Consider the following 24,016-nt stretch of genomic DNA (forward strand, 5'->3'; position numbering starts at 1 on the left):
CGCCGGTCCGGCACCGCACACGCGTCCCGGACGGCGACCGGGAGCGGCTCCGACGCCCGAGGCGCCTGCGGTGACGATCGCGGCCGTGTCCTTGATCTGCGTTTCCGGTCCTTACGACTCGCCGGCCAGGTTGACACCGTGGGCGTCGATCAGGCCGATGACGCGGTGCGGGCCGTCGGCGATGTCGTAGATCTTGCGGATGGCTTTTCGCCCCCCCGGCGGGTCGTGGAGCCCGGCGACCCGAGGTCCGGCGGGCCCTCGATCCAGGCGGCCCCAGACCCCCGTCTGCCGGACGACTCCCCCGTCTCCCACCCCCCCGCGCCATCAAGGCTGTCAGTCCCCCGGCATATCCTGATGTCCAGTGGCCGTCGGCTGACAAAGGAGTCCGAAGGTGCCATCGATGCTCGATGCCGTCGTGGTGGGTGCGGGGCCGAACGGACTGACGGCTGCCGTGGAGCTGGCCCGCCGCGGCTTCTCCGTGGCCGTGTTCGAGGCACGGGACACCGTGGGCGGCGGCGCCCGCACCGAAGAGCTGACACTCCCCGGCTTCCGGCACGACCCCTGTTCCGCGGCCCACCCCCTCGGTATCAACTCACCCGCCTTCCGAGCGATGCCCCTGGAGCGGTACGGCCTGGAGTGGCTGCACGCGAAGCTCCCGATGGCGCACCCGTTCCCCGACGGCACCGCGGCGGTGCTCGCCCGCTCCGTGGCCGAGACGGCGGCCTCGTTCGGCCCGCGCGACGCCGGTGCGTACCGCAGACTGGTCGCCCCCTTCCTCCCCACGTGGGACACGTTGGCCCGCGACTTCATGTCCCTGCCACTGACCGCCCTGCCCCGCGACCCGGTGACGCTCGCCCGTTTCGGCCTGGCCGGGCTGCCGCCCTCGACCTGGCTCATGCGGCGCTTCCGTGACGAGCGGGCCCAGGCCCTGTTCGCCGGTCTCGTCGCACACGTCATGGCCCCGCTCGACGGCATCGCCACCGGCGCCGTCGGCCTGGTCTTCGCGCTGGCCGCGCACGCCCGCGGCTGGCCCGTCGCGCGCGGCGGCTCCCAGTCCATCTCCGACGCGCTCACCGCGTACCTCAAGGACCTCGGCGGCACCGTCCACACCGACTACGAGGTCAAGCGTCTCGACGACCTGCCGCCCGCCCGCGCCTACGTCTTCGACACCTCGCCCGCCGCGCTGTCCCGCATCGCGGGCTTCGGGCGGTACTACGAGGACTATCGCTACGGGGCCTCCGTCTTCAAGATCGACTACGCCCTGGACGGCCCCGTCCCCTGGACGGCCGAGGAGGCACGCACCGCCGGGACGGTGCAGGTGGGCGCGAGCCGCGCCGAGATCGCCACCGCCCTGCGCGCCGCCTCGCGCGAGGGCCGGGCGCCGGACGCCCCCTTCCTGATCACGGTGCAGCCCAGCGTCGTCGATCCCTCCCGGGCCCCGGAGGGCAAGCAGGTCTTCTGGGCGTACGGACACGTTCCGAACGGCTGGACGGGTGACCTCACGGACGCGATCGAGCGGCAGTTGGAGCGGTTCGCACCCGGCTTCCGCGACCGTGTACTGGCCCGCGCCACCGCAGGCCCGCCCGAACTCGCCGCGCGCAACGCCAACTACGTGGGCGGCGACATCGGCTGCGGCGCCGCCGACGGACTCCAGCTCCTGCTGCGTCCCAAGCTCTCCCCGTTCCCGTACAGCACACCGCACCCGGCCGTCTTCATCTGTTCCTCGGCCACCCCGCCGGGCCCCGGTGTGCACGGCATGTCGGGACACAACGCGGCGAAGGCCGTGTGGCGGCGCCTGCGTCAGTCCTGACCGGAGGATGCCGCCGGTCCTGACCAGGGGCGACCACCAGTCCTGACCAGAGGCGGCGCAAGCCGTCACATCCGTGCCTCGTTTCACAGGAAGAAAGCGCTGTCACGCGTCTCGACAACGTCCCGCCCCGGCCCGATCATGCGATGGGGCCGTGGCATGACCGTGACAGGAGACTTCCACATGATCAAGCGCAGATCGGTGCTGGCCGCGGCGGGTGGTGCGCTGCTCGGCAGTGCGCTGGCCACGGGCACCGCTCGGGCCGACGCGACCATCGGGGTCAACCCGGGTACGAAGTACGGCAGTTGGGAGGGCTGGGGCACCTCCCTCGCCTGGTGGGCCAATGTGTTCGGCGCCCGGGACGACTTCGCCGACATCTTCTTCACCACCAAGTCCGTGGCGTACGGCGGCAAGACGCTGCCGGGCCTCGGCCTCAACATCGCCCGCTACAACCTGGGCGCGTGCAGTGGGAACACCGTGAGCGGCGCGAGCATGGTCGCCTCCGCCAACATCCCCGCGTTCAAGCAGATCGAGGGGTACTGGCAGGACTGGAACAACGAGGATCCCACCTCCTCCGCCTGGGACTGGACGGCCGACGCCAACCAGCGGGCGGCCCTGGTCAAGGCGACCCAACGCGGCGCCGTCAGCGAGCTGTTCGCCAACTCGCCGATGTGGTGGATGTGCCTCAACCACAACCCGTCCGGCGCGTCCGACGGCGGTAACAACCTCCAGTCCTGGAACTACCGTCAGCACGCCTCCCATCTGGCCGCGGTGGCGCTCTACGCGAAGAACAACTGGGGTGTGAACTTCAGCTCCGTCGACGCGTTCAACGAGCCCTCCTCCAACTGGTGGACGGCGACGGGCACCCAGGAAGGCTGCCACATGGACGCCACCGTCCAGGCGGCCGTCCTCCCGTATCTGCGCAGCGAACTCGACAAGCGCGGTCTGACCGGCACCCTGGTCTCCGCGTCCGACGAGACGAACTACGACCTGGCCCGCACGACCTGGAACTCCTTCAGCTCGACCACGAAAGCCCAGGTCAACCGGGTCAACGTGCACGGGTACCAGGGCTCCGGCGGTCGCCGTGACCTCCTCTACACCGACGTCGTCACCACGGCGGGCAAGCGGCTGTGGAACTCCGAGACCGGCGACTCCGACGCCACCGGCCTCACCCTGGCGAGCAACCTCTGCCTGGACTTCCGCTGGCTGCACCCGACCGCGTGGGTGTACTGGCAGGTGATGGACCCCAGCACCGGCTGGGCGATGATCGCCTACGACCAGAGCACCCTCCAGCCGACGACCGTCCAGACCAAGTACTACGTGATGGCCCAGTTCAGCCGGCACATCCGCCCGGGCATGACCATCATCGACACCGGTGTCGGATACGCGGCAGCGGCGTACGACGCGAGCGCGAAGCGCCTGGTCATCGTGGCCGTCAACTCCGGCGCCGCGCAGAACCTCACCTTCGACCTGTCCAAGTTCAGCCAGGTCACCGGGGGCAGTGGCGGACTCGTACGACGCTGGAACACCGTCACCTCCGGCAGCGGCGACCTCTACACCGCCCACTCGGACACCTATCTGAGCGGCAAGACGCTGACGGCGGCCTTCTCCGCCGCGTCCGTGCAGACCTTCGAGATCGACGGAGTGGTCGTCTGACAGCCGGTTATCGCGTGGCGGCCTGAGCGCAATGCGGCGAGGATCGAAGTCCGCAGACGAGGAGGCCGAGGCCGTCATGACCGCCATCACCCTGGTCCAGGGAGACATCACCCGTCAGAGCGCCGACGCGGTCGTCAACGCGGCGAACTCGTCGCTGCTCGGCGGGGGAGGCGTGGACGGGGCCATCCACCGACGTGGCGGCCCCGCCATCCTCGCCGACTGCCGCAGGCTCCGCGCCTCGCACTACGGCAAGGGCCTGCCCACGGGCCGGGCGGTCGCCACCACCGCGGGCGAGCTGGACGCGCGGTGGGTGATCCACACGGTCGGCCCGGTCTTCAGCCGTGAGGAGGATCGCTCGGGACTCCTCGCCTCCTGCTACCGGGAGTCGCTGAAGGTGGCCGACGAACTCGGCGCCCGCACGGTCGCCTTCCCGGCCGTCTCCGCCGGTGTCTACGGATGGCCGATGGACGACGCCGCCCGGATCGCGGTGGAGACGGTACGGGCCACGCCGACGGCCGTCGAGGAGGTCACGTTCGTCCTCTTCGACGAGCCGGCGTACGAGGCGTTCGCCGCGCAGGTCCGCTGACGGCGGTCGTGGCCCGTCTACCCGACTTGCTTGAGGCCCCGTGGATTCCGGTGGTCCGGTGGCGGTCCGCGTGCCGGCGCCACTGGGCCGAGGAAAGGCGATCCAGGAGCAAAATTCGCGGAGTGCTGACACACGGACTTTCCGACAGCGGCCTGCCGCGACCCCATCGTTGGTTAGGGTGGCGAGTGGACGACGGGGGGCTCGTTGGTGGGGAGTGGCACCAGTGGCAGCCCGTACATGTGACGATCCCGGCCATGTCGGCGGGTGGCAGCGGGCAGTTCTCGGGGGCGCGGCATCGCGGTAGCGGCGGGTGACATGGCGTCGGCCCCGACGGGAGGGGGAGGTGCATCGCATCTGCCGGTTGGTCTGCGACGGTGTGCGGGCTTTTCCCCGTCTCGGTCATGAGCGGGGTGTTCGGCTCGACCGCCACCAAGCAGGAGGTCGCGGCGCGGGTCCGGACCACCAGGTGGGCGGACAGGTGACCCGTGGTGCGAAGCGCCGCGTCGGCGGGCCCTTGGGGCAGGTCAGGAGCCGGCCCGCGGGAGCCGAGGTACCGACGGGACGCACGGGCCGTGGCGTGCCCGGACCTACGGTCACCGGGGTCCGCAACACCAACCACCGATCACGGCGGAGCACCGCAGGTCGACCGGACGCGGTGGGCGTGTGACCGGCCGGTCGGCGCCCGCGGTGCTGCCCCCGTCGCTGCGCGGGTGGCTCGGGCCGATTGCGGCCCTCGCCGCGCTGGTGGTCGTCGTGCTCGGGGTCCTGTATGCCGACGACAGCAAGCCCGGCATGGTGGACGCGCGGATCTCGGCGGCGGTGGACGGTGTGGGGCCGCCATGGCGGCACATCGCTCTGGCCCTGGACTTCTTGGGGGAGCCCGTGGGAGCGGCGACGCTGGTCGTCGTCATCGTGACGGGCTGCCTGCTGCTGCGGTGTCCTCGCGCGGCGGTACTCCTCGTTGCCGGCGTCGGCATGACCGTGGGGACGGCGACGCTGCTCAAGTCCCTGGTGGGGCGCACCATCCACGACGGGAACCTGTCCTACCCGAGCGGGCACACCGCCTTCCTCACGGCGCTCGCTCTCGTGGTGGCGCTGCCGGCGACCGGCCGGCTCGGCCTCGGCAGGCCGGCCGGCACGCTACTGGTGCTCGCCGCGGCGCTGGTCGCCGGCGCCGCCATGGGCTGGGCGCAGGTCGCCCTGGGCGCGCACTACCCGACCGACGTCCTCGGCGGCTGGTGCACCGCGCTGGCGGTGATACCGGCGACCGCGTGGCTGGTCGACCGGATGGCTGACCGGCCGGTCGACCGGGTGGCCGACGCCGGTCAGCGGGAGCGTCGCTGACGTCACGTCACCTCACGCCAAGCGGCGGAATACGGGCTTCACGGGTCGTCCGGCCAGCCAGGGGGTGGGGTCCCCGGCGTCCAGTGCCTTCCGGTACACCGCACATGCCTGGGCCACCACGTCGACGGTGTGATCGACGTCGGCGTCGTCGAGCGCGCTGCTCACCACGAACGACGGGGCCAGCACCCCGCCCGCGAGGAGCCGACGCAGGAACAGGGTGCGGTACTCCTGCGACGGCTGCAGGTTCTCGTCGAGGGTGGCGAAGACCAGGTTGCTGGCCCGGCCCCGGACGACGACGTGGTCGCCGACGCCCATGCCGGCCGCGGCCTCGCGCACACCGGCGGCCAACCGCTCGCCGAGGGTGTGCAGCCTTGCGGTGACGCCCTCTTCGACGTAGGTGGTCTGCACGGCCATCGCGGCTGCCAGGGAGTGTGTTTCCGCACCGTGCGTGGTGGACAGCAGGAACACCCGGTCGCCGGAGTGACGCAGCCCGCCCCGCTCCATCAGATCGCGGCGCCCCGCCAGCGCGGAGACGGCGAATCCGTTGCCCAGCGCCTTGCCGAACGTGGAGAGGTCGGGGACGACGCCGTACAGGCCCTGGGCGCCCGCCTCGGACCAGCGGAAGCCGGTGATCATCTCGTCGAAGATCAGTACGCAGCCGTGCCGGTCGGCCAGCTCACGCAGCCCGGCGAGGTACCCGGGCGGCGGCTCGGTGTGGGTGGCGGGTTCCAGGATCAGGCAGGCGACCTCGTCCTGGTACCGGGTGAGCAGCTCCTCCGTGGCGGCCAGGTCCCCGTAGGGGAACGCCACGGTGAGCTCGTTGGTCGCCGCCGGAATGCCGGCGGACATCGGCGTGGTGCCGATGAACCAGTCGTCGACGGAGAAGAACGGATGGTCGGCGCAGAGGGCCACCCGCGGGCGCCCGGTGGCGGCGCGGGCGAGGCGCACCGCGGCGGTGGTGGCGTCGGAGCCGTTCTTCGCGAACTTCACCATCTCGGCGGTCGGCACCGTGGCCAGGAAGCGTTCCGCGGCTTCGACCTCCAGGATGGACGGCCGGACGAAGTTGCTGCCGCGGTCGAGTTCCCGCCGCACCGCCTCGATCACGCGTGGGTGGGCGTGGCCGAGGCTGACCGACCGCAGGCCGGAGCCGTACTCGATGTAGCGGTTGCCGTCGATGTCCCACACGTGGGCACCGCGGCCGTGGCTGATGACCGGGGCCAGGTCCTCGGGGTACTGGTCGTCGCCCTTGGCGTAGGTGTGCGCGCCCCCGGGGATCAGGGCGTGCAGTCGCTCGTTGGCCAGCCGCGAGCGGGGCAGGAGGAACTCTTCGGTGTCTTCGGTGTGCACGCCGACCTCAACCTTCTTGGCGCTTGAGGACCTCGGCGAGGCTCGGCGCCTCCCGGTCCCGCTGGGACATCGATGCGACCGGCAGCGGCCAGGGGATGGCGAGCTCGGGGTCGTCGAAGGCGATCGTCACGTCCTCGGCCGGATCGTGCGGGCGGTCGATCCGGTACGAGGTGTCGGCGGTCTCGGTCAGCGCCTGGAAGCCGTGCGCGCACCCCGCCGGGATGTACAAGGTCACCTGTGTCTCGCCGGACAGCTCGAAGAAGGCCCTGTTCCGGTACGTCGGCGAGTCCGGCCGCAGGTCCACGACGACGTCGAAGATCATCCCGTACGAGCACCGCACCAGCTTGGCCTCGCCTGCGCCGGAGCGCAGGTGCAGGCCGCGCAGCACGCCCCGGACCGAGCGGGACAGGCTGTCCTGGACGAAGGCGTTTGGGTCGAGGCCCACCGAGTGGACCACGTCGGCGTCGAAGGTGCGGCAGAAGAAGCCGCGTTCGTCGGCGTACGGCGTCGGCTCGAAGAGGTACGCGCCGGTGATCTCCGGGACTTCGGTCGCTTTCATGGAGACTCCTGCCGAGCGTGAGCGTGGGTGTGGTCGGTCGCGGGGAACACGGCCGCGGTCAAGGAGGTGAACTGGTCCTCCAGTCGCCGGGCCGCGGCCAGGTTCCGCTCGGTGAGGGTCTGTCGCAGCTCGGCCGAACGCTTCTCCAGCGCACGGAACTGCTCGAGCAGGCGGTCGGCGTCGACCTCGCGCGCCGGGTGGCAGTACGCGCCGAGGCCCATCTCCGCCATGAGCGAGTCGCTCTTCGCCGCATAGCAGAGAGCGAGCACCGGTGTACCGGTCTTCAGCGCGCAGATCAGGTTGTGGTACCGGATCGCCACCACGGTGTCGGCAGCCGCCATCTCGTTCATCAGGTCGGCCAGCGAGGACGGTTCGGCAGCGGTGACCAGCGGCGAGTCCACCGCGTCGAGGATCGCGGCGACCACCGACGCGTCGCACTCGTCACCGGTGAGCAGCCGGACAGCCCTGCCCTCCTCGACCAGCGCGCGGACGAACCCGATCGTCCCGTCGAGGTAGCGCCGGTATATCTCCTCGGCCCGGGCGCGATCGTCGTTGCCGCCGTGGAAGTCCATGACGCCGACGCAGACCGGGCCCGGCGGAGCCGACGGGTCCGAGGGCGCGCTCGCCCGCGGCGTCGGCAGGGCGAACGCGAGGTCCGGGTAGACCTCGTCGCGCGCGGTGTCCACGCCCATCGCCCGCATGGCGTCACGGGACTGCGCGTCCCGGTACGACCGGTACGCGGCCAGCCGCCCCGACCAGCGCACCAGGGCCCGGGTCGGCCGGTTGCCGATCGTCGCGGCGCCGACGCCGACCAGCGCCACCCGGGTGCGCAGCAGCCGGCCACTCGCGCAGAGCAGGAACAGCGAGTACGGGAAGCCCCACGGCCGCAGCGGCAGCGTGGCCTCCAGGACGCCCATGCCCGGCACGATCACCACGTCGTGCCGGCGCACCCAGGCAGCCGTGCGGAAGACGTCGACGAGTTTGCCCAGCCCCTTCGCCGCGATCGCGCCCGCACGCGACGCGGTCCGGTACTCCCCGCGGTACCAGTGCAGCCGCGTCGCGGGGATCCCGAACCGGGTCGTCACGGCCTCGGGTCCGCCGCACAGCGCGTCCACGACCGCCTCCGGGTGTTCGGCGCGGAGGTACCCGAGCACGGCCTCGAGCGACCCGTCGTTGCCGAGGTTGCCGGAGCCGAGCAGGCCGAACACCCCGACGCGCACCGGAGTCCGGTTCGCGGGCGTCATGCCTGCCTCCCCTCGCGGCCGGCGACAAGGGCGTCGACGGAGACGGTGAGCAGGGCCGGGTCGACCGGGGCGCGGTCCTCGACCCGCTCACCGGCGCCCGGCCGGACCCGGCTGGTCATCCACGCGACCAGGTGGCGATAGCACGCGCGCCGGTCGGCCGGGGACAACGGCGCCCGCCGGATCGCCGCGACGAAGCCCCACATGTACTCGGCGAGCAGCCGGGGCGTCGGGTGCAGCGGGCCCGCCCGGCGCGGGTCCAGGTTGACGCACCGGGAGCGCTTGGAAGGGTTCGCCCGCTCGGCGCGCGTGGGGTGGTCGCGGCGGAAGTACAGCAGCTCCGGCACCTGGTGGAAGGGCCCGTGCAGGGTGATCTCGGCGACGAACGTGCGGTCCGCGTGGTGGTAGCTGTCGAGCGGCTTCACCCGGCGCAGCATGTCGGCCCGCATCACCCCGTAGAAGTCGTCGCCACCCGGCTCGAACAACAGACTGCGGAAGCGCTCCGGCGCGTGCGGGGAGTCGGTGGCGAGCGTGTACTCGTAGGGGACCTTCACCTGGCCGTCGCCGTCGATGACCGCCTGGCCGGTGTGCGCGAGGATCATGTCAGGCCGCTCGTCCAGCGCCTGAACGCAGCGCCGCAGCAGGTCCCGGCCGTACAGGTCGTCGTGCGAGGCCCACTTGAACAGTTCGCCGCGGGACTCGGTGAACACATGGTTGTGGTTCGGAGTGGCGCCGATGTTCCGGGGCAGCCGGAGATACCGGATGCGCGAGTCCCGCGCGGCGTACTTGCGGCAGATCTCCTGGGTCCCGTCGGTCGAGGCGTTGTCGGAGATGACCAGCTCGAAGTCCTCGTAGGTCTGACCGAGCAGGGCGTCGAGCGACTCGGCCAGGTACTCCTCGCCGTTGTACACGGGCAGGCCGATGCTCAGCCTGGGTCGGTCGGTCATGAGGTCCTCACTTCGGGGAGGGGATCGCGGTGGCGCTCGTGCAGGGCGGACCGCAGGTGCAGCCACCACACGGCCGAGCCGCTGATGGTCGCGGCGGCGACGCCCCAGGCCGAGCCGACCGTGCCGGCCGCGGCCGCCCCGCCGAGCCCGCCGCTGACGTAGCAGGCGGAGGCGAACAGCTGGCAGCGCAGGCTGCGCCGGGCCGCGCCGAGCGCGCGCAGCCCGGCCGCCGCGCCGGTGCCGAGGCCCGCGCCCGCGACGCCGAGGGTGATCGGCACGATGAGCTCCGAGGCGGAGTGCCAGACGCCGCCGAGCACCAGCTCGCCGAACCGGCCGGGCATCAGCAGCAGCGCCGCGCCCCAGAGCAGCGCGCCGACGGCCTGCCCCCCGCCAAGGAGGAGGCAGAACCTGCCCAGTTGATGCGGGGCCTGCCGCAGCACCCGTGCCGCCTCCGGGACGGTGACCAGCGAAAGCCCCATGAGCACCGCCAGGAACGGGCCGAGCAGGAGCTCGGCGCCCCGCACCGCACCCACCGCGCCGACCCCGACGATCGCGCCGAGCCCGTACGCCCGCAGCTGGCTCGCGCCACTGAGGCTGACGTTCTCGACCAGGTACCGGTAGCCGAGATCGCGCTGCTCGCGAAGCCACCCGCGTGCCTCCGTCGTCCGGGGCCGGATGCCGGACTGGAGGTAGCCGTACCCCGCCGCCACCGTGGCGGACGCGCCCCAGGCGAGCACGAAGGCGGCCACGCTGCCCGCACGGGCCGCCACCACCATGGCCGGGACGAGTGCGACACCCCACACGACGTCGTTGACGAACGCCTTCCGCCCTGCGCCGGCGGCGAAGAACGAGAACCGCCAGGCGTCCTGGAGCAGCAGCCCCGGCATCATGACACCAAGGGCGGCGAACGCGGGCCCCACGCGGCCGCCTAGGCCGAGCCCGGCCATCAGACACACCGCGCCGAGGGCGGCACCGACAACGAGTGCGGTACCCGTCGACCGGCTCACCGCCCCGCGCCAGGAGGCGCCCGGCACGCCGCTGAAGCGCACCACGAGCGGATCGGTGGCCAGCCCGCGGGAGACGTTGAGCACCACGCCGTACGTCACCCAGGCGAGGCTGAACACACCGAACGCGGTCACCCCCAGCGAGCGGGCCACGTAGATGCCCACCACGAAGTTGCTCACGCTGGAGGCCGCCTGGTCGGCCAGTCCCCAGGACAGTCGGCCGACCATGGCCCGCTTGGCGGTTTGCCGGGCGGGTCCGGCCGGTGCCGCCGGCGCCGTCGTCTTCTCCCCCTCGGTGGTCATCGGCGTCATGCCTTGATCAGTTCGGCGCCGCACAGGGCGTCGGCCGCGGCGACGACGGTGTCGAACGGCAGCCCGGACCGCTCGGCGACGTCCAGCAGACTGTGCTCGCCGTCGGAGAGGCTGAGCACCCAGAGCATGGCCATCTGGGCCTGCTTCGTGTCGCTGCGGCCGCCGAGCGAGTCGTACAACCCACGCCGGCCCAGCTGTGGTTCGCCGTAGGGGCTGAGGTTGACGTACCGCCGGTTGCGGTCGAGGACGGCGAACGCCTCGCGGCAGACGGCGAGAGTGTCCGCCATCGCCTCCGGGGAGACGAAGTCCAGGTTGTCCGCCGAGGTGTGGTACTCGGGGTAGCCGGCGTACGGGGTCCGGCTGAGCGAGCCCACGCCGAGATCGAACCCGGGCGAGCAGAACTGCCGCTCGTCGTAGCCGTACGGAGTGAACTCGGCGACGTGGTGCGGGCGTTCGGAGGCGGACAGCACATGACGCATCACCCGGTCGATCTCCGCGTCACCGCGTCTGCTCTGTTTGTACGTCAGCCGGCCCGAGTCGCCGGCGCAGGCCAGCACCAGCCCGTGCTTGACCCGTTCGATCCGCTCCGCGTTGCGGGCCAGCCAGGTGATCGCCCCGATGGTGCCGGGGGCGAACAGGAACCGGTAGGTGTAGTACGGCTTCTGCTCCGCCAGCGCTCGGGCCAGGAAGGTGGCCACCGCGATGCCGGCCAGGTTGTCGTTGGCCAGCGACGGGTGGCAGACGTGGCAGGAGACGATCACCTCGTCGGCGACCTGCCCGGGGACCACGTGCTCGGCGTAGGTGAGGTGGCCATCGGCGAGTGTGGAGTCGATGCGCACCTCGTACTCGCCGTCCGGCAGCGCGTCCAAGGTCTCCTGGGCCAGGCAGAACCCCCATTCCGGCCGGTAGTAGCTGGTGCGGTACGGCACCCAGGACGGGTGGTCCGGCAGGGTGTGCAGGTGTCCGCGCAGCTCGGCCAGTGGCATGGTCGCCGACACCGGCACGCTGTAGCCGAGCACGTGCAGGCTGGACGCGGCGAAGTCGACGACCCGGTTGCCGGCGGGATCGGCTACGTACGCGTCCCGGATGTTCCACTCCTGCGGCACCGTCCAGTCGAGGACCTGAGTCCCGGTCGGCACCTCGTGCACCTGCAGCGGGAGGTACGCGCCGACGATCTCCAGGGTGGCGCGCACCCCGTCGCCGGTGATGCTCCGGCACAGCGGGTACAACCGCTCCACCAGCGCGTGCATCTCCTCGCCGGCCGTGGTCATCGGCGCCACCGCAGGGTGTCGTCGACGGCGCCGGCGTCGGTCGCCGCGCGCAGCACGGCAAGGCGGGTGAAGCGCCGCTCGAAGTCCTCCCGGGTCAGCCCGTGTTCGCGGTAGGCGTCGGCGAGTTCGAGCGCGCCCTGCTTCACCGTCCACTCGCAGTCGAAGCCGGGTATCGCGGCGCGGAACCGGGAGAAGTCCACCCGGTACGACCGCGGATCGGCGCCGTTCTCCCCGGTGATCACCACCTTCGCGCCGGACACCGCCTCGGCGACCTGCTCGGCGATCTCGGCGACCGTGACGTTGTTGATCTCGCTGCCGATGTTGAAGGCCAGGTCGTGCACCGACTCCCGCGGCGCCACCAGCGCGGCCGTGAAGGCCCGAGCGATGTCGGCGGCGTGCACCAGCGGCCGCCAGGGGGTGCCGTCGGAGAGCACAAGGACTTCACCGGACAACAGGGCGTGCCCCACCAGGTTGTTCAGCACGATGTCGGCGCGCAGCCGGGGCGAGAAGCCGAAGGCGGTGGCGTTGCGCATGAACACCGGGCTGAAGTCGTCGTCGGCCAGCGCGTGCAGGTCGTCCTCCACCCGCACCTTGGACTCCGCGTAGGGCGTCACCGGCCGCAACGGGGCGTCCTCGGCCACCAGCTCGTCCCCGCCGGCGGCGCCGTAGACCGAACACGTCGACGCGTACAGGAAGCGCCGCACCCCGGCGTCGCGGGCCAGCCGGGCCAGCCGTACGGACGCGTGGTGGTTGATGTCGTAGGTGAGTTCCGGCGCCAGCGATCCCAGCGGGTCGTTGGACAGCGCGGCCAGGTGGATCACGGCGTCCACCCCGGCCACGTGCTCGGCCGTGACGTCGCGCAGGTCCACTCGCACCCCTGGCGGGTCCGCGGGCGTCGGGCCAAGGACGCAGTCGGCGAACAGGCCGGCGTCAAGACCGACGACCTCGTGCCCGGCGGCCGTGAGAACCGGGGCCATGACGGTGCCCAGATAGCCCTGGTGCCCGGTCAACAGTACGCGCAAGGTTCATTCCCCCAGGTCGAGAGTGAGTTTGGTGACGGCGAACGCCTCGGCGTAGCGCGCGTGGCTTTCGATACCGCGGATCCGGGCCAGCCCGAGGAAGGCCTCCCGGTCGTACCAGGGCCGGTGCCGCTGCGAGGGGTAGTGCTCCTGCAGCAGCCGCACCTTTTGTTCGGCGATCTCCGGCGACAGCGGCTGGTACGCCGCCGGACGGCCGAGATCGCCGTCCCACTTGACGATCTCGTAGCCGAGCACCAGGTGGTCGCGGAACGCGGTTGTCATCAGCTTCGCCAGACCGCGGTGATCCTGGTGCGCGTCATCGGTGCGCGGGGCAAGGACGAGATCCGGCTCCGTCCCCGCGCGCAGCTCCTCGACGGCGGCCTTGGCCTCGTCCCAGTGCGCGGGCAGCCGGCCGTCCGGCAGCTTGTGCACGGTCAGCCGCAGGTCGGCGCCCGGGCAGAAGGCGGTGAGCGCGGCCTGCTCCTCCTCCTCCCGCTCGCTGCCACCGCCGGAGAGCACCAGCACGTCGATGCGGACACCCGGCCGTGCGTGGCACAGCGTCAGCAGCGTGCCGCCGGCGCCGATGGCGATGTCGTCGCAGTGCGCGCCCACCGCGACGATCCGGTCCAGCCGCCCGGCTCCGAGCCGGATCACGAGGTCCTCGCCGCGGCGCCGGCCCGGCTTCCGGTCGCGCCCGCCCCGCACCGTCGTGATCCCACACGGCCCACGGACGGTCGCCCCGGGCGTAGGCGTCGTCGAGCGCGGCCCGCTCCTTCACGGTGTCGGTCGGCTTCCAGAAGCCACGGTGCTGGTGCGCCACCAGCCGGCCGCGCTTGGCCAGTTGGGCGCAGCCGTCGGCGACCAGGTCCCCGTTCTCCGGGATGTGGTCGAAGACCTCCTGGCGGAGCACGAAGTAGCCGCCGTTCTCCCACAGCGGCATGTCACTCACCGCGGTGATGCCTCCCACCAGGCCGTCCTCGCCCAGTTCCACGCAGTGGAACGAGGACTGCGGCGGCACCACCATCATCGACGCTCCGGCGTCGCGCCGGGCGAACCGGTCGATCATCTCGGGCAGCGGGGCGTCGGTGAGCACGTCGGCGTAGTTGGCGAGGAACATCTCGTCGCCGTCCAGGTGGTGGCGCACCCGGCGCAGCCGCTCCCCGATCGGTGACTCGATGCCGGTCTGCGCGAACGTGATCGTCCAGTTGGCGATGTCGGTGGACAGCAGCTCGGTCTGTCCGCCCCGCAGCACGAAGTCGTTGGACGTCGTCTCCTCGTAGTTGAGGAAGAAGTCCTTGATGTGGTGGGCCCCGTACCCGAGGCACAGGATGAACTCGGTGTGCCCGAAGTGCGCGTAGTAGCGCATGACGTGCCAGATCAGCGGGCGCGGGCCGACCATGGCCATCGGCTTGGGCACGTCGTCGGAAGCTCCGCTGCGCATACGCAGCCCATAACCGCCGCAGAACAGTACGACCTTCACGGCTTGACCTCGACAATGCTCAGTTCCGGGATGGGAAAGACCAGTCGGCCGCCCCAGTCGTGGACGAAGGACAGCTGCTCGACCAGCTCGGCCCGCAGGTTCCACGGCAGGACGAGGACGTAGTCCGGTCTGTCGGCGGCTATCTGCTCGGGCGGCAGGATCGGGATGCGGGTGCCCGGGGTGAACCTGCCGTGCTTGTAGGGGTTGCGGTCGACCGTGTAGGGGAGCAGGTCGGGCCGGATGCCGCAGTGGTTGAGCAGGGTGTTGCCCTTGCCCGGGGCGCCGTAGCCGACGACCGTCTCGCCGCGTTCGGCCGCCTCGATGAGGAACCGCAGCAGGTCCCGGCGCACCTTGGCCACCCGGGCGGAGAACTCGGTGTACCCGGAGAGCTCCTGCAGTCCGGCGGCCTTCTCCCGGTCCAGCACGTCGGCCACCTGCCGGGTCGGCTCGCCGGCCACCTCGGCCGGCCGGGCCCACAGCCGGATGGAGCCGCCGTGCGTGGGCAGCAGCTCGACGTCCACGAGCGCGAGTCCGCCGCTCGCCAGCGCTCGGGTCGCGGACGCGACCGTGTAGTACTGGAAGTGCTCGTGGTAGATCGTGTCGTACTGGTTCTCCTCGATCAGGGTCAGCAGGTGCTGTACCTCGATGGAGACCCAGCCGTCGTCGGCGACCAGGGCGCGCAGCCCTCGGGTGAACCCGACCACGTCGGGGATGTGCGCGTACACGTTGTTGGCCACGACCAGGTCCGCCGGGCCGTGCTCGGCGCGGACGGCCGAGCCGGTGTCCGGGGACAGGAACTCCGTGAGCGTGGGCACCCCCGCGTCCCGTGCGGCGGCGCCGACGTTCACGGAGGGCTCGATGCCGAGGCAGCGGATCCCGCGGTCCACCACGTGCCTCAGCAGGTACCCGTCGTTGCTCGCGACCTCGACCACGAAGGCGTCGGGGCGGAGCCCCACCCGCTGTACGGCGTCGGCGACGAACGTGCGGGCGTGCTCCACCCAGGAGGTCGAGAAGGAGGAGAAGTACGCGTACTCGCTGAACGTCTCCTCCGGCGTGATCAGCGGAGGGATCTGCGCGAGCCAGCAGTCGGTGCAGACTCGCAGGTGCAGTGGGTACGTCGGCTCCGGCTGGTCCAGTCGGTCCGCGGCGAGAAAGCTCTCGCACGGCGGGGTCGCCCCCAGATCGACGACGCTCGTGAGCGTCGCCGAGCCGCAGAGTCGGCATCGTGTCATCTACTGCCCCCATCCCTGCTCGCGCGGGTCCCCCACCGCGAGCCAGCGTTTCCGTTCCCCATCGGCGACGGGCTGTCCCCGCCGCCGGACCGACCCGCGATCGCGGTGCGGTACCCCTCCACCAGGCGCTCAAGGCCGACGGCCGGGCTGAACCCCTGCTCGTAACGGCGTCGGGCCGCCTGGCCCATCTCCCGGTTCCGGTCCTGTTCGGACGCGATCCGGCGTATACGGGACGCGAGCGACGCGGACTCGCCCGGTCGGTGCAGCAGCCCGGTCACCCCGTCCTCGACGAGTTCGACGAAGGCGCCGTGACCGGCGGCGACGACCGGGACCCCCGCCGCCATCGCCTCCACGACCACCAGGCCGAACGCCTCCAGCCACGTCGAGGGAGCCACCACGGCGACCGACCGCGCGATGGCCTGCCGGCACTCCGCCGTGTCATAGAGGCCGACGTACCGGACGTCGTCCCGGCCCGCCGCCCAGGCGGTCACCTCCGGTTCCAGCGGCCCCGTACCGGCGATCACGAGCGGGACGCCCACACCGCCGCCGGCGGCGATCTCGTCCCACGCGGCCATGAGAAGCCGCACGCCCTTGGCCTCCGCGAGCCGGCCGAGATAGAGCAGATGCTCGCCGGCGCCCGCTCGGTGAGCGCCCGGTTCGGGCACGAAGTTGTGCTTCACCGCCAGTCGCTCGGCCGGCATGCCGGCCCGCACCAGCACGTCGCGCTGCGCCGCGGAGATGCAGAAGAACCGCTCCACGCCGGACCACCACCGCCGTCGGTTGGCCGACATGCTGACCGCGAGCGGCACCGTCGCAAGGCGGGAGCTGCGGTAGCAGCCGTGCCGGACGGCGGGCAGCGGCGCGGACCCGACGCACTCGGTGCACGGCCGACCGTCCCGCTGCAGCGTGCCGGGCGGGCAGATCTGCGTGTAGTTGTGCAACGTGGCGACGGCGGGCACGCCGGCGTCGGCGCAGGCGGCCAGCACCGCCGGCGACAGGAGCGGGAAGACGTTGTGGACGTGCACCACGTCCGGCCGCTCGGTGCGCAGCCGGGCGGCGAGCTCCGCGCGCACCGCCGGGTTCCACGGCACAAGGAGCGGCACCGCGGCCTTGCCCAGGAGGGAGCGGGCGGCGATGTCGTCGCTGCGCCGCTCGAACACCTCGACCCGGTGGCCGGCCGCCCGCAGCAGCTCCACCTCCTGGTCGACGACCTTGTTCTCCCCGCTCGGCTGCGCCGAGGCGTAGCGGTTGTGCACCACGAGGACGTGCATGCTCAGGTCACCTCCGATCTCTGGGCCCAGCGCGGGATGTGTCGCCGAGGGACTTCGGGCGTCGAGAGGGGAGCGGCCTGGGCGCGTGCCGCCAACAGCGAGGCGGCCAGGGCCAGATGCAGCAGATACGGCGAGGCGTCGCCAAGACCGGCCTCGGTGTACGACGCGATCGCGCAGTAGCTGATCAGGAAGATCGCGCAGGCCCTCTGCAGCGACGGTGGCCGCAGCAACGCGACGCCGCCCAACACGATGATGACCGCCGCGACGAGGGTGACGCCGATCAGACCCTGCTCGTTGTAGACGGCCAGCCAGCTGTTGTCGATCGGCAGCCCGCCGAACGACTTGTCGCCCAGGCCCACGCCGAACAACTTCTCCGAGGTCGACCGGGGCGCAGCCAGCAGGGCGTCCCAGACCTTGGCCCGACCGGTGAGGTTGGAGAAGTTCTCCTTGCTCTGTCCGCGCAGGAACCACGCCTGCAGCGCGGAGGCGAACCCCACCGCGGCCACCACGGCGCACAGCACCGCCCAGGTGAAGAACCGGCGGGCTGCGGCGCTGGTCAGGATGAGCGAGCCGATCGCCAACGCCAGCCCGATGAACAGGCCGAGCGTGGCCGTCCGCGTATGGGTCAGCGCGAGCAGCACGAAGGACGGCACGATGACCACCACGGCGCTGGCCCTGTCGGTCCGGCGGCCCAGGACGAGCAGCACGGTGAGCCCGATGATCACCGCTGCGTACTGCCCGATCTGCGGCGGGGTGAGCGGCCACAACGCGCCGACGAGGCGTCCGCCGTAGAGGTCGGGCAGGGCCGCGCCCGGTGAGACGACCAGGCCGGTGGCCACCGATCCGAGCACCGCGAAGTACATCCGGATGTGGTACCGGACGAACGTCAGGCCGCCGTTCCACCAGCGGCTGAGCAGCCACAGCGTGCCGACGAAGAGAGCCAGCCGGAAGCAGCGGAACAGCGCGCCGAACCCGGACTCCAGGTTCGCGCTGGAGATCACGCTCTCCACCAGCAGCAGGGTGAGCAGGAACACGAAGGCGCCGGCTCGGATGCGCAGCCGGAGATTGACCGTGAGCGCCAGCGCGAACGCGGCGACCAGCGCGCCCATGGTGACCATCTGGATGAGGGAGCGGGGCAGCGGGATGATGGTCTTCGCCCCGGCGGAACCGAGCGTGTTGAGGACCAGCAGCCCCCAGACTGTCCCGACGATCTTCGGCGTGTGGTCCGCGCTCATCTCAACCACCGTCCTGTGCGCGGAAGGTGCTGCCCGCGTCCTGCTGGTACGGCGTGCTTTGCCACTGCCCGAAGTCGAGGATTCGGCTCGGGTCGTGGGCGACGAATTTCCATGGTCCGACGTAGACGTTGTCGTGCCAGCGGTTGTGCTGCTTGCCGGTGATGGCCTCGGCCACCCGCTCGCCCTGGTACGGCGACCAGTCCGGATAGGTGCCGTAGTTGGCGAGCACCGCCATGCGGTCGCACTTCACCGTGCAGTCGACGACGGACTTGTCCAGCACGAAGCGGTTGCCGTGGATGTCCACCCGTTGGGTCTTCCATCGGCAGTCGGCGTAGAGCGGCGCGGTGGCGATCGCCGGCTGTGCGCAGCGGTGGGTGTTCTTCACCAGCAACGTGCAGTCACCGGACGAGGTGTTGGCCGGGCTGTTGCAGAACCGGTCGGCGTTTTCCCACAGGGTGATCCCGGACCAGTTGTTCTCCAGCATGTTCCGATAGATCTCGATCTTGTCCGTGCGGGCTCGGATCCGTGGTTCGCCGCCGGACTCGGACAGGTAGATGGTCGCGAACGGGAAGGTGTCGCCGCGGTCGGCGTACCTGCGGCCCTCGACCCAGTTGTTCCGCCGGATCGTGTTCCCCCGGATGACCGCGTTGTAGCTGGTCTCGTAGATCAGCGCGGCACCGTCGTTGGCCTCGAGCACGTTGTCCTCGATGCGGAAGTCGTTGTTGTTGGTGTCCGCCCACAACCCGGCTCCGCGGTTGTCGTGCACCCAGTTGCCGCGTACGTCGGCGCCGTTGACGGCCCAGAACTTGATGCCTCCGGTGCAGCCGCAGCCCTCTTGCCGTCGTTCCCAGTCGTCGGTGTTGTTGCCCACGATCTCGTTGCCCTCGACCACCAGGCCGCTGATACGGCCGGTGGCCTTGTACGCGTTCATGCCGTACTGGCCGTTGTCGCGCAGGCAACTGGCGCGGACCCGCTGGCGGGCACCGGCCATCAGCCCGGCGCCGGAGTTGTTCTGGATCGTCGCGTGCTCGATCACCCACCCGTCGGCCGAGTCATGGTTGACCACGCCCTCGTCGCGTGGCGCGACGAAACCCTGCACGGTCAGGTAACGGATGGTGACGTCGCTGGCGGTGCCGCCGAACGCGTACTGGTTCTTCTTCCGGCCGTCGAGCACCGCGCCCGGCGCACCGAGGTAGCTGTCCCCCTTCTTGGGGATGACCTGGGCGTAGCGGTCCGGATCGAGCCTGTGCTTGCCCGGCCGAAGCCAGAACGTGGTGTTCGGGGGGCTGTTCTTGGTCTTCGCCGCCAGATCACCGACCACCGCGGGGTCGACGCTCACCGCGCCCGCCGGCGCCTTCGCCGGCCCGGCCGCGGGCTTGGCGCACACCCCGGCCACGGGCGTGGATGGCGCAGCGGCCGGCTTTGCCCGGGCGTGCGGCGTGCTCTCACAGCCGGTCGTCGCCAGCAGGGCCAGCGCCAGCGGTGCCGCCGCCAACGCCCAGTGCCGCCTCTTGATCCCCACGCGCCCCCCTAGCCGCGGAACCTGAGTACGGTGGTGAAGCCCTCCGCGCCGTCGGCGAAGCCGGTGCCGACCAGGGTTGTGGTGGGTTCCTTGCGCCCGAAGCCGGCGGAGTACCAGCCCAGCGGCGGGTCGCTCTCGCCGCGATGCGCCCGCCAGCTCAGCTGCCCGGGCAGGTCGAGCACCGCGGAGCGGTCCTCGCCGTCCCGGGTCCAGGTGAGTACGGCCCGGTTGCCCGCCAGGTCCGCGGCGATCGCCGGGCCGAGGTGGAACGCCAGCTGCACGGTCCGGCGCGGGCCGCGCACCTCGTCGACCACTCTCAGCTCCTGGCTCGCGGCCGTCAGCTCCACCCGACGGCGGTGCACGGAGCCCTGGTACCCGTCGTGCTCGGCACACCAGCGAGCCACGCCCTCGCCGGCTGTGTCCGCGGCCAGGACGCGGGTGCGGGCATGCCGGGTCCACAGGAACGGGCCGCCGGAGACGGACTGGTCACCGCCGTCCAGTTGCAGGGTGTTGTGGCCGAGGGTCGACCGGAAGTACTGCCGCCACTCGGGCTGGCCGTGGTAGCAGAACGTCCCCGGGTCGGCGAGCACGTCGACCCCGTCGTGCCGGACCTCCACGGACAGCGCGTCCGCGTGGGCATGCGCGGCGATGGACAGGAACCCGTGCGGACCACCGTCGCAGCGGCACCAGACCTCCGCCGGACCGCGCAGGATGGTCATGCCCGCGTCGGCGAAATGGGCCGGCCGGCTTGCCGGGCGGGTCACGGCCGGCGCCGTTCCGTTCTTCGCGTACGGCCGGATGAGCGCGGCCAGCAGCGGGGTGCGCACATCGGTGCCGGTCACCGGCGGCCACCAGGCGAGCCGGCCGAACACGGCGTCCCCGGTGGCCAGCAGCGAGGCCCAGCGGTCGCTGCCCGCGCCGTCCACGATCAGACCGTGCCCGTCGTCCGCGTCCCCCTGGCGCGGCGGCCGCAGCCGGCCGTCCACGATGGCCGCGAGCGCGTCGGTCATCCGCAGCAGCACCAGCCGGATCGACGCGGGGACCGGCCTGCCCGCGGCATCCGCCTCGGCCACCGCGGCCAGGCCGAGCTCCAGCACGAGTCCGTGATACTCGGTGGCCAGCTCGCGGTTGAGGCCGGAGTCGAAGGTGTTGCCGTGCAGCTGCCGCTCCAGCGACCTCAGCGCGTCGGCTCGCCAACGCTCCGAGGAGGGGAACCATCCGAACGCGCAGGCTGCGGCGAACTGCCCGGCGGCCTCGGCGATGACGTGGTTGTTCGCCGAGGACCCCCGGCTGGGGAAGGCGGCCAGCCAGCGCTGGTGGTGCCAGATCTGGTTCAGCGCCACCGGGTTGCCCTCGAACAGCTCGGCCGCGCCCGGCCAGCCGTCGAGCAGCCTGCGGATCCACACCCAGGACAGCAGCCGGATGCCCAGCTCGATGCCGCTGATCCAGTGCACGCCGCGCAGCGGTGGGTTGGCCGCCCACCACGACCGCAGGTGCTCGGCCACTCGCTCGGCGTACCGCTCGTTCCCGGTGATCGCGTAGGCGGCGGCGAGCACGGTGAGGTACTGATGCCGGGACAGCTCCCAGATCTGCTTGATGTCCCCGACCGCGTCCTCGTTCCGGTACGGCACGTCGAAGGCGTAGCCCCAGGGAGCCCGGCGTCCGGTCTTCGGGTCGTACCACCAGTCCGGGTCGGTCAGGTCGTCGCGGACCACCCCGAAATACTCGACGTGCCCGTACATCAGCCGGTCCGCCTCGGCGATGAGACGTTTCGCGGCGTCCGGAGGTATGGCGGCGATCGTCCCGGCGGGCAGCACCGCGGTGAAGCGGGCGCCGGTCACGCTCGGGCAGTCGGGCCGCGCCGACCGCCACCGTCGCCTGCGCACCGCGTCGCCCGCCCGGCCGCCGACCTCCCGCGGTCCCATCCGGGACAGCCGCCGCAGGTACCAGCCCGCGCTCATGGTCATCGCGCCCTCGCCAGCGTCACCGGCGCGCCGCCGACCAGGCCGGCCTGCACGGCGAGGGTGGCCGACGTGGTGGCGACCAGCGACTCCAGCGGCACCGGCATCGGCCCACCGGTCCGCACGGCCTTGACGAACGCGGCCAGCTCGGCGGACTGGCCCTTGTCCCGGGCCTTGGGCAGCCGCGAACTGGCCCACCGCTTACGGCCGACCCCTCCGTCCACAAACACCGAGGCACGGACGAAGTCGTCGAGCCGCAGCACCTTGCCGTCCGCGATGAGGTCCAGCGTCTCCTTGGGGAAGGCGGCCGCACCGGTGGTGACGTAGCTGATGGTGGCGGTGGACCCGTCCGGGTAGCGCAGCACGACCTGAAGGTCCTCGTTGCCGGACGTGGCGACCGCGTACACCGAGACCGGGTCGGCCTCGAGCAGCCAGCTCGCCGTGTCGATGAAGTGTCCGCCCTCGCCGGCGAACCGCGAGCCCTCGGTGCCCTGTTGGAGGTACCAGCTGCCGTGTCCAAGCCGGCCCGCGTTGACCAGGTAGCGGAGGCTCGCCGGACCGGTCCGGGCGCCGAACCGCTTCCTGGCCTCCCGCAGCAGTGGCGCGAACCGGCGGTTGAAGCCCACCTGCAGCCGGTCGTTGCCGGACTCCTCCACCGCCGCGAGCACGCCGGCCAGCTCGTCCTCGGTGAGCGCCAACGGCTTCTCCACGAACACCGTCTTGCCGGCCAGCAGCGCCTTCCGGGTCAGTTCGGCGTGCGAGCTGTGCCGGGTGACGACGAACACCGCGTCGATGGACTTGTCGCCGAGCACGGCGTCGAGATCGGTGGTCGCCTCGGCGAAGCCGAACTTGCGCTGCGCGTTGGCCGCGGACAGCGCCGTCGTGGTGACGACCGTGGACAACTCGACGCCGTCGCGCTGTGCCAGGTGCGGCAGCAGCATCGACGTCGCGTAGTTTCCCGCGCCGAGGAACGCGAGGCGCACCGGCCCCTTGGCGGACCGGGCCGGGGTGGGCGCTCCGCCGGTGGGTCGCTTCACCGCGGGCACGGCAACGGCCGGGGCCTGCGCTTCCCCCGCTTCCTCTTTCTGCTCGGGGTACCGGAACAGCACGGCCACGGCCTTGAGCTCGCCGTCCTTCAGGCGCTGGTACGTCTCGACGGCGTCATCGAAGTCGGCGATGTGGGAGACCAGGGGCTCCACGTCGACGCTGCCGCGGGCCACGAGGTCGAGGAAGCACGCCAGGTTGCGGCGCTCGGTCCAGCGCACGTAACCGATCGGGTAGTCCCGCCCCTCGAGCTCGTACTCCGGGTCGTAGCGCCCGGGGCCGTACGAGCGCGAGAAGCGGACGTCGAGCTCCTTCTCGTAGTACGCGTTCCACGGCAGGTCCAGGCGGCACTTGCCGATGTCGACGACCCGGCCGCGGTCCCGGCAGAGCCGGGCGGCGAGCTCGACGGGCTGGTTGCTGCCGCCGCCGGCGGCCAGGTACACCTGGTCCACGCCGTGACCGTCGGTGAGTTCGGCGACGGCGGCTTCCACGGCCGCGGACGCCGGATCGCCGCAGGCCGCGGCGCCCAGGCGCTCGGCGAGCTCGCAGCGCACCGGGTCGGGGTCTGCTCCGACCACGCGGACTCCCGCGGCGGCGAGCAGCTGTACCACCAGCTGCCCGATCAGCCCGAGGCCGATGACCAGCGCCACCTCGCCGAGCTGCGGCTCGCCCTGGCGGACGCCCTGCATCGCGATCGACCCGACGGTACCGAAGGCCGCGTGGCGCGGCGCGAGGCCGTCCGGCACCGGGGTGTAGAGGTTCTTCGGCACCCAGTTCAGCTCGGCGTGCAGCGCGTGCTCATTGCCGGCGCAGGCCACGAGGTCGCCGACCTTCACGTCGTCGATCCCGGTGCCGACCTGCTCGACCACCCCGCACAGTGAGTAGCCCAGCGGCGTGTAGGAGTCCAGCTTGCCCATCACCTTGCGGTAGGTGGCGGGCACCCCGTTGGTGGCCACGCTCTGCATGACCTTGGCCACCTGGTCCGGCCGGGAGCGGGCCTTGCCCAGCATCGACATGCCGGCCTCGGACACCTTCATGAGCTCGGTTCCGGTGGATATCAGCGAGTAGGCGCTGCGGACCAGCACACCGCCCGCCTTGCACCCCGGCACCGGCACGTCGAGCACCGCCAGCTCGCCGCTCTTGTAGTTCTGAACAACCTGTTTCACCCGAGCTCCTCA

Annotated in this window: 19 protein-coding genes and 1 pseudogene; 4 read left to right on the forward strand and 16 right to left on the reverse strand. The window is 71.7% G+C overall.

Translation table 11 applies throughout. From position 1 onward, the window contains the following. Nucleotides 1–111: 111 nt before the first annotated feature. On the reverse strand, nucleotides 112–312 hold the full coding sequence (locus AAFF41_RS37510; RefSeq protein WP_319749665.1) for a hypothetical protein: 201 nt from the start codon (nucleotides 310–312) through the stop codon (nucleotides 112–114). Nucleotides 313–400: 88 nt separating this feature from the next. Between AAFF41_RS37510 and AAFF41_RS37515 the strand changes: the two genes are divergently transcribed. From AAFF41_RS37515 to AAFF41_RS37530, 4 genes are all read left to right on the forward strand, one after another. Further along, entirely contained in the window at nucleotides 401–1,810 is a 1,410-nt protein-coding gene (locus AAFF41_RS37515) for a phytoene desaturase family protein (protein ID WP_319749664.1), read from the forward strand. 180 nt (nucleotides 1,811–1,990) lie between these two features. Further along, entirely contained in the window at nucleotides 1,991–3,463 is a 1,473-nt protein-coding gene (locus tag AAFF41_RS37520; protein WP_319749663.1) for a glycoside hydrolase, read from the forward strand. A gap of 76 nt (nucleotides 3,464–3,539) precedes the next feature. Beyond that, nucleotides 3,540–4,049 carry an O-acetyl-ADP-ribose deacetylase gene (locus tag AAFF41_RS37525; protein WP_319749662.1) on the forward strand — a complete coding sequence of 170 codons (510 nt, stop codon included), beginning with the start codon at nucleotides 3,540–3,542 and terminating at the stop codon, nucleotides 4,047–4,049. A gap of 663 nt (nucleotides 4,050–4,712) precedes the next feature. Beyond that, the gene (locus tag AAFF41_RS37530; protein ID WP_319749661.1) at nucleotides 4,713–5,393 is read left to right on the forward strand and encodes a phosphatase PAP2 family protein; all 681 of its coding nucleotides are present in this window, start codon (nucleotides 4,713–4,715) and stop codon (nucleotides 5,391–5,393) included. Between the two features lie 12 nt (nucleotides 5,394–5,405). On the opposite strand, the gene AAFF41_RS37535 is transcribed toward AAFF41_RS37530, so the two are convergent. The 15 genes and pseudogenes from AAFF41_RS37535 to AAFF41_RS37605 form a co-directional block, all read right to left on the reverse strand. Next, a complete protein-coding gene (locus tag AAFF41_RS37535) occupies nucleotides 5,406–6,740 on the reverse strand; it encodes a glutamate-1-semialdehyde 2,1-aminomutase (protein ID WP_319749660.1) in 1,335 nt (444 codons plus the stop codon). Between the two features lie 7 nt (nucleotides 6,741–6,747). Further along, entirely contained in the window at nucleotides 6,748–7,299 is a 552-nt protein-coding gene (rfbC, locus tag AAFF41_RS37540) for a dTDP-4-dehydrorhamnose 3,5-epimerase (protein ID WP_343325359.1), read from the reverse strand. Next, nucleotides 7,296–8,543, reverse strand: coding sequence for a polysaccharide pyruvyl transferase family protein (locus tag AAFF41_RS37545; protein WP_343325360.1), 1,248 nt, complete (start codon nucleotides 8,541–8,543; stop codon nucleotides 7,296–7,298). The genes rfbC and AAFF41_RS37545 overlap by 4 nt, the downstream gene beginning before the upstream one ends. After that, nucleotides 8,540–9,487, reverse strand: a complete 948-nt coding sequence (locus AAFF41_RS37550; RefSeq protein ID WP_054230354.1) for a glycosyltransferase family 2 protein — start codon at nucleotides 9,485–9,487, stop codon at nucleotides 8,540–8,542. The genes AAFF41_RS37545 and AAFF41_RS37550 overlap by 4 nt, the downstream gene beginning before the upstream one ends. Beyond that, the gene (locus AAFF41_RS37555) at nucleotides 9,484–10,794 is read right to left on the reverse strand and encodes an MATE family efflux transporter (RefSeq protein ID WP_319749702.1); all 1,311 of its coding nucleotides are present in this window, start codon (nucleotides 10,792–10,794) and stop codon (nucleotides 9,484–9,486) included. The genes AAFF41_RS37550 and AAFF41_RS37555 overlap by 4 nt, the downstream gene beginning before the upstream one ends. A gap of 5 nt (nucleotides 10,795–10,799) precedes the next feature. Then, nucleotides 10,800–12,074 (reverse strand): DUF4910 domain-containing protein, encoded by a 1,275-nt coding sequence (locus tag AAFF41_RS37560; protein ID WP_425526192.1) that lies wholly within the window; start codon nucleotides 12,072–12,074, stop codon nucleotides 10,800–10,802. Beyond that, nucleotides 12,071–13,096 carry an NAD-dependent epimerase/dehydratase family protein gene (locus AAFF41_RS37565; protein ID WP_319749655.1) on the reverse strand — a complete coding sequence of 342 codons (1,026 nt, stop codon included), beginning with the start codon at nucleotides 13,094–13,096 and terminating at the stop codon, nucleotides 12,071–12,073. The genes AAFF41_RS37560 and AAFF41_RS37565 overlap by 4 nt, the downstream gene beginning before the upstream one ends. 3 nt (nucleotides 13,097–13,099) lie before the next feature. Beyond that, entirely contained in the window at nucleotides 13,100–13,747 is a 648-nt protein-coding gene (locus AAFF41_RS37570) for a PIG-L deacetylase family protein (protein ID WP_319749654.1), read from the reverse strand. Nucleotides 13,748–13,790: 43 nt separating this feature from the next. Beyond that, nucleotides 13,791–14,573, reverse strand: a pseudogene (locus AAFF41_RS37575) (glycosyltransferase family protein); the annotation flags it as partial. Next, nucleotides 14,570–15,805, reverse strand: coding sequence for a class I SAM-dependent methyltransferase (locus tag AAFF41_RS37580; RefSeq protein ID WP_319749651.1), 1,236 nt, complete (start codon nucleotides 15,803–15,805; stop codon nucleotides 14,570–14,572). The pseudogene AAFF41_RS37575 and the gene AAFF41_RS37580, both read right to left, overlap by 4 nt. Beyond that, complete coding sequence (locus tag AAFF41_RS37585) at nucleotides 15,802–17,076, reverse strand: glycosyltransferase (protein WP_319749649.1); 1,275 nt, start codon at nucleotides 17,074–17,076, stop codon at nucleotides 15,802–15,804. Before AAFF41_RS37585 ends, AAFF41_RS37580 begins: the two co-directional genes overlap by 4 nt. Before the next feature lie 2 nt (nucleotides 17,077–17,078). Then, nucleotides 17,079–18,311 (reverse strand): O-antigen ligase domain-containing protein, encoded by a 1,233-nt coding sequence (locus AAFF41_RS37590; RefSeq protein WP_343325362.1) that lies wholly within the window; start codon nucleotides 18,309–18,311, stop codon nucleotides 17,079–17,081. A gap of 1 nt (nucleotide 18,312) precedes the next feature. After that, the gene (locus AAFF41_RS37595; protein WP_343325363.1) at nucleotides 18,313–19,833 is read right to left on the reverse strand and encodes a right-handed parallel beta-helix repeat-containing protein; all 1,521 of its coding nucleotides are present in this window, start codon (nucleotides 19,831–19,833) and stop codon (nucleotides 18,313–18,315) included. Nucleotides 19,834–19,841: 8 nt separating this feature from the next. Then, nucleotides 19,842–21,800, reverse strand: a complete 1,959-nt coding sequence (locus AAFF41_RS37600; RefSeq protein WP_319749646.1) for a heparinase II/III family protein — start codon at nucleotides 21,798–21,800, stop codon at nucleotides 19,842–19,844. Next, entirely contained in the window at nucleotides 21,797–24,004 is a 2,208-nt protein-coding gene (locus AAFF41_RS37605; RefSeq protein ID WP_343325364.1) for a bi-domain-containing oxidoreductase, read from the reverse strand. The genes AAFF41_RS37600 and AAFF41_RS37605 overlap by 4 nt, the downstream gene beginning before the upstream one ends. Nucleotides 24,005–24,016: the final 12 nt, after the last annotated feature.

Origin of the sequence: Streptomyces mirabilis (genome assembly GCF_039503195.1) — a bacterium.
In the GTDB taxonomy this organism is placed as follows: Bacteria; Actinomycetota; Actinomycetes; order Streptomycetales; family Streptomycetaceae; genus Streptomyces; species Streptomyces mirabilis_D.

What these genes read in the sequence shown, in the direction of transcription:
- AAFF41_RS37515 (WP_319749664.1), top strand. Translation starts at nt 401, where the DNA reads ATGCTCGATGCCGTCGTGGTGGGTGCGGGGCCGAACGGACTGACGGCT.
- AAFF41_RS37520 (WP_319749663.1), top strand. Translation starts at nt 1,991, where the DNA reads ATGATCAAGCGCAGATCGGTGCTGGCCGCGGCGGGTGGTGCGCTGCTC.
- AAFF41_RS37525 (WP_319749662.1), top strand. Translation starts at nt 3,540, where the DNA reads ATGACCGCCATCACCCTGGTCCAGGGAGACATCACCCGTCAGAGCGCC.
- rfbC (WP_343325359.1), bottom strand. Translation starts at nt 7,299, where the DNA reads ATGAAAGCGACCGAAGTCCCGGAGATCACCGGCGCGTACCTCTTCGAG.
- AAFF41_RS37545 (WP_343325360.1), bottom strand. Translation starts at nt 8,543, where the DNA reads ATGACGCCCGCGAACCGGACTCCGGTGCGCGTCGGGGTGTTCGGCCTG.
- AAFF41_RS37550 (WP_054230354.1), bottom strand. Translation starts at nt 9,487, where the DNA reads ATGACCGACCGACCCAGGCTGAGCATCGGCCTGCCCGTGTACAACGGC.
- AAFF41_RS37555 (WP_319749702.1), bottom strand. Translation starts at nt 10,794, where the DNA reads ATGACCACCGAGGGGGAGAAGACGACGGCGCCGGCGGCACCGGCCGGA.
- AAFF41_RS37560 (WP_425526192.1), bottom strand. Translation starts at nt 12,074, where the DNA reads ATGACCACGGCCGGCGAGGAGATGCACGCGCTGGTGGAGCGGTTGTAC.
- AAFF41_RS37580 (WP_319749651.1), bottom strand. Translation starts at nt 15,805, where the DNA reads ATGACACGATGCCGACTCTGCGGCTCGGCGACGCTCACGAGCGTCGTC.
- AAFF41_RS37585 (WP_319749649.1), bottom strand. Translation starts at nt 17,076, where the DNA reads ATGCACGTCCTCGTGGTGCACAACCGCTACGCCTCGGCGCAGCCGAGC.
- AAFF41_RS37590 (WP_343325362.1), bottom strand. Translation starts at nt 18,311, where the DNA reads ATGAGCGCGGACCACACGCCGAAGATCGTCGGGACAGTCTGGGGGCTG.
- AAFF41_RS37600 (WP_319749646.1), bottom strand. Translation starts at nt 21,800, where the DNA reads ATGACCATGAGCGCGGGCTGGTACCTGCGGCGGCTGTCCCGGATGGGA.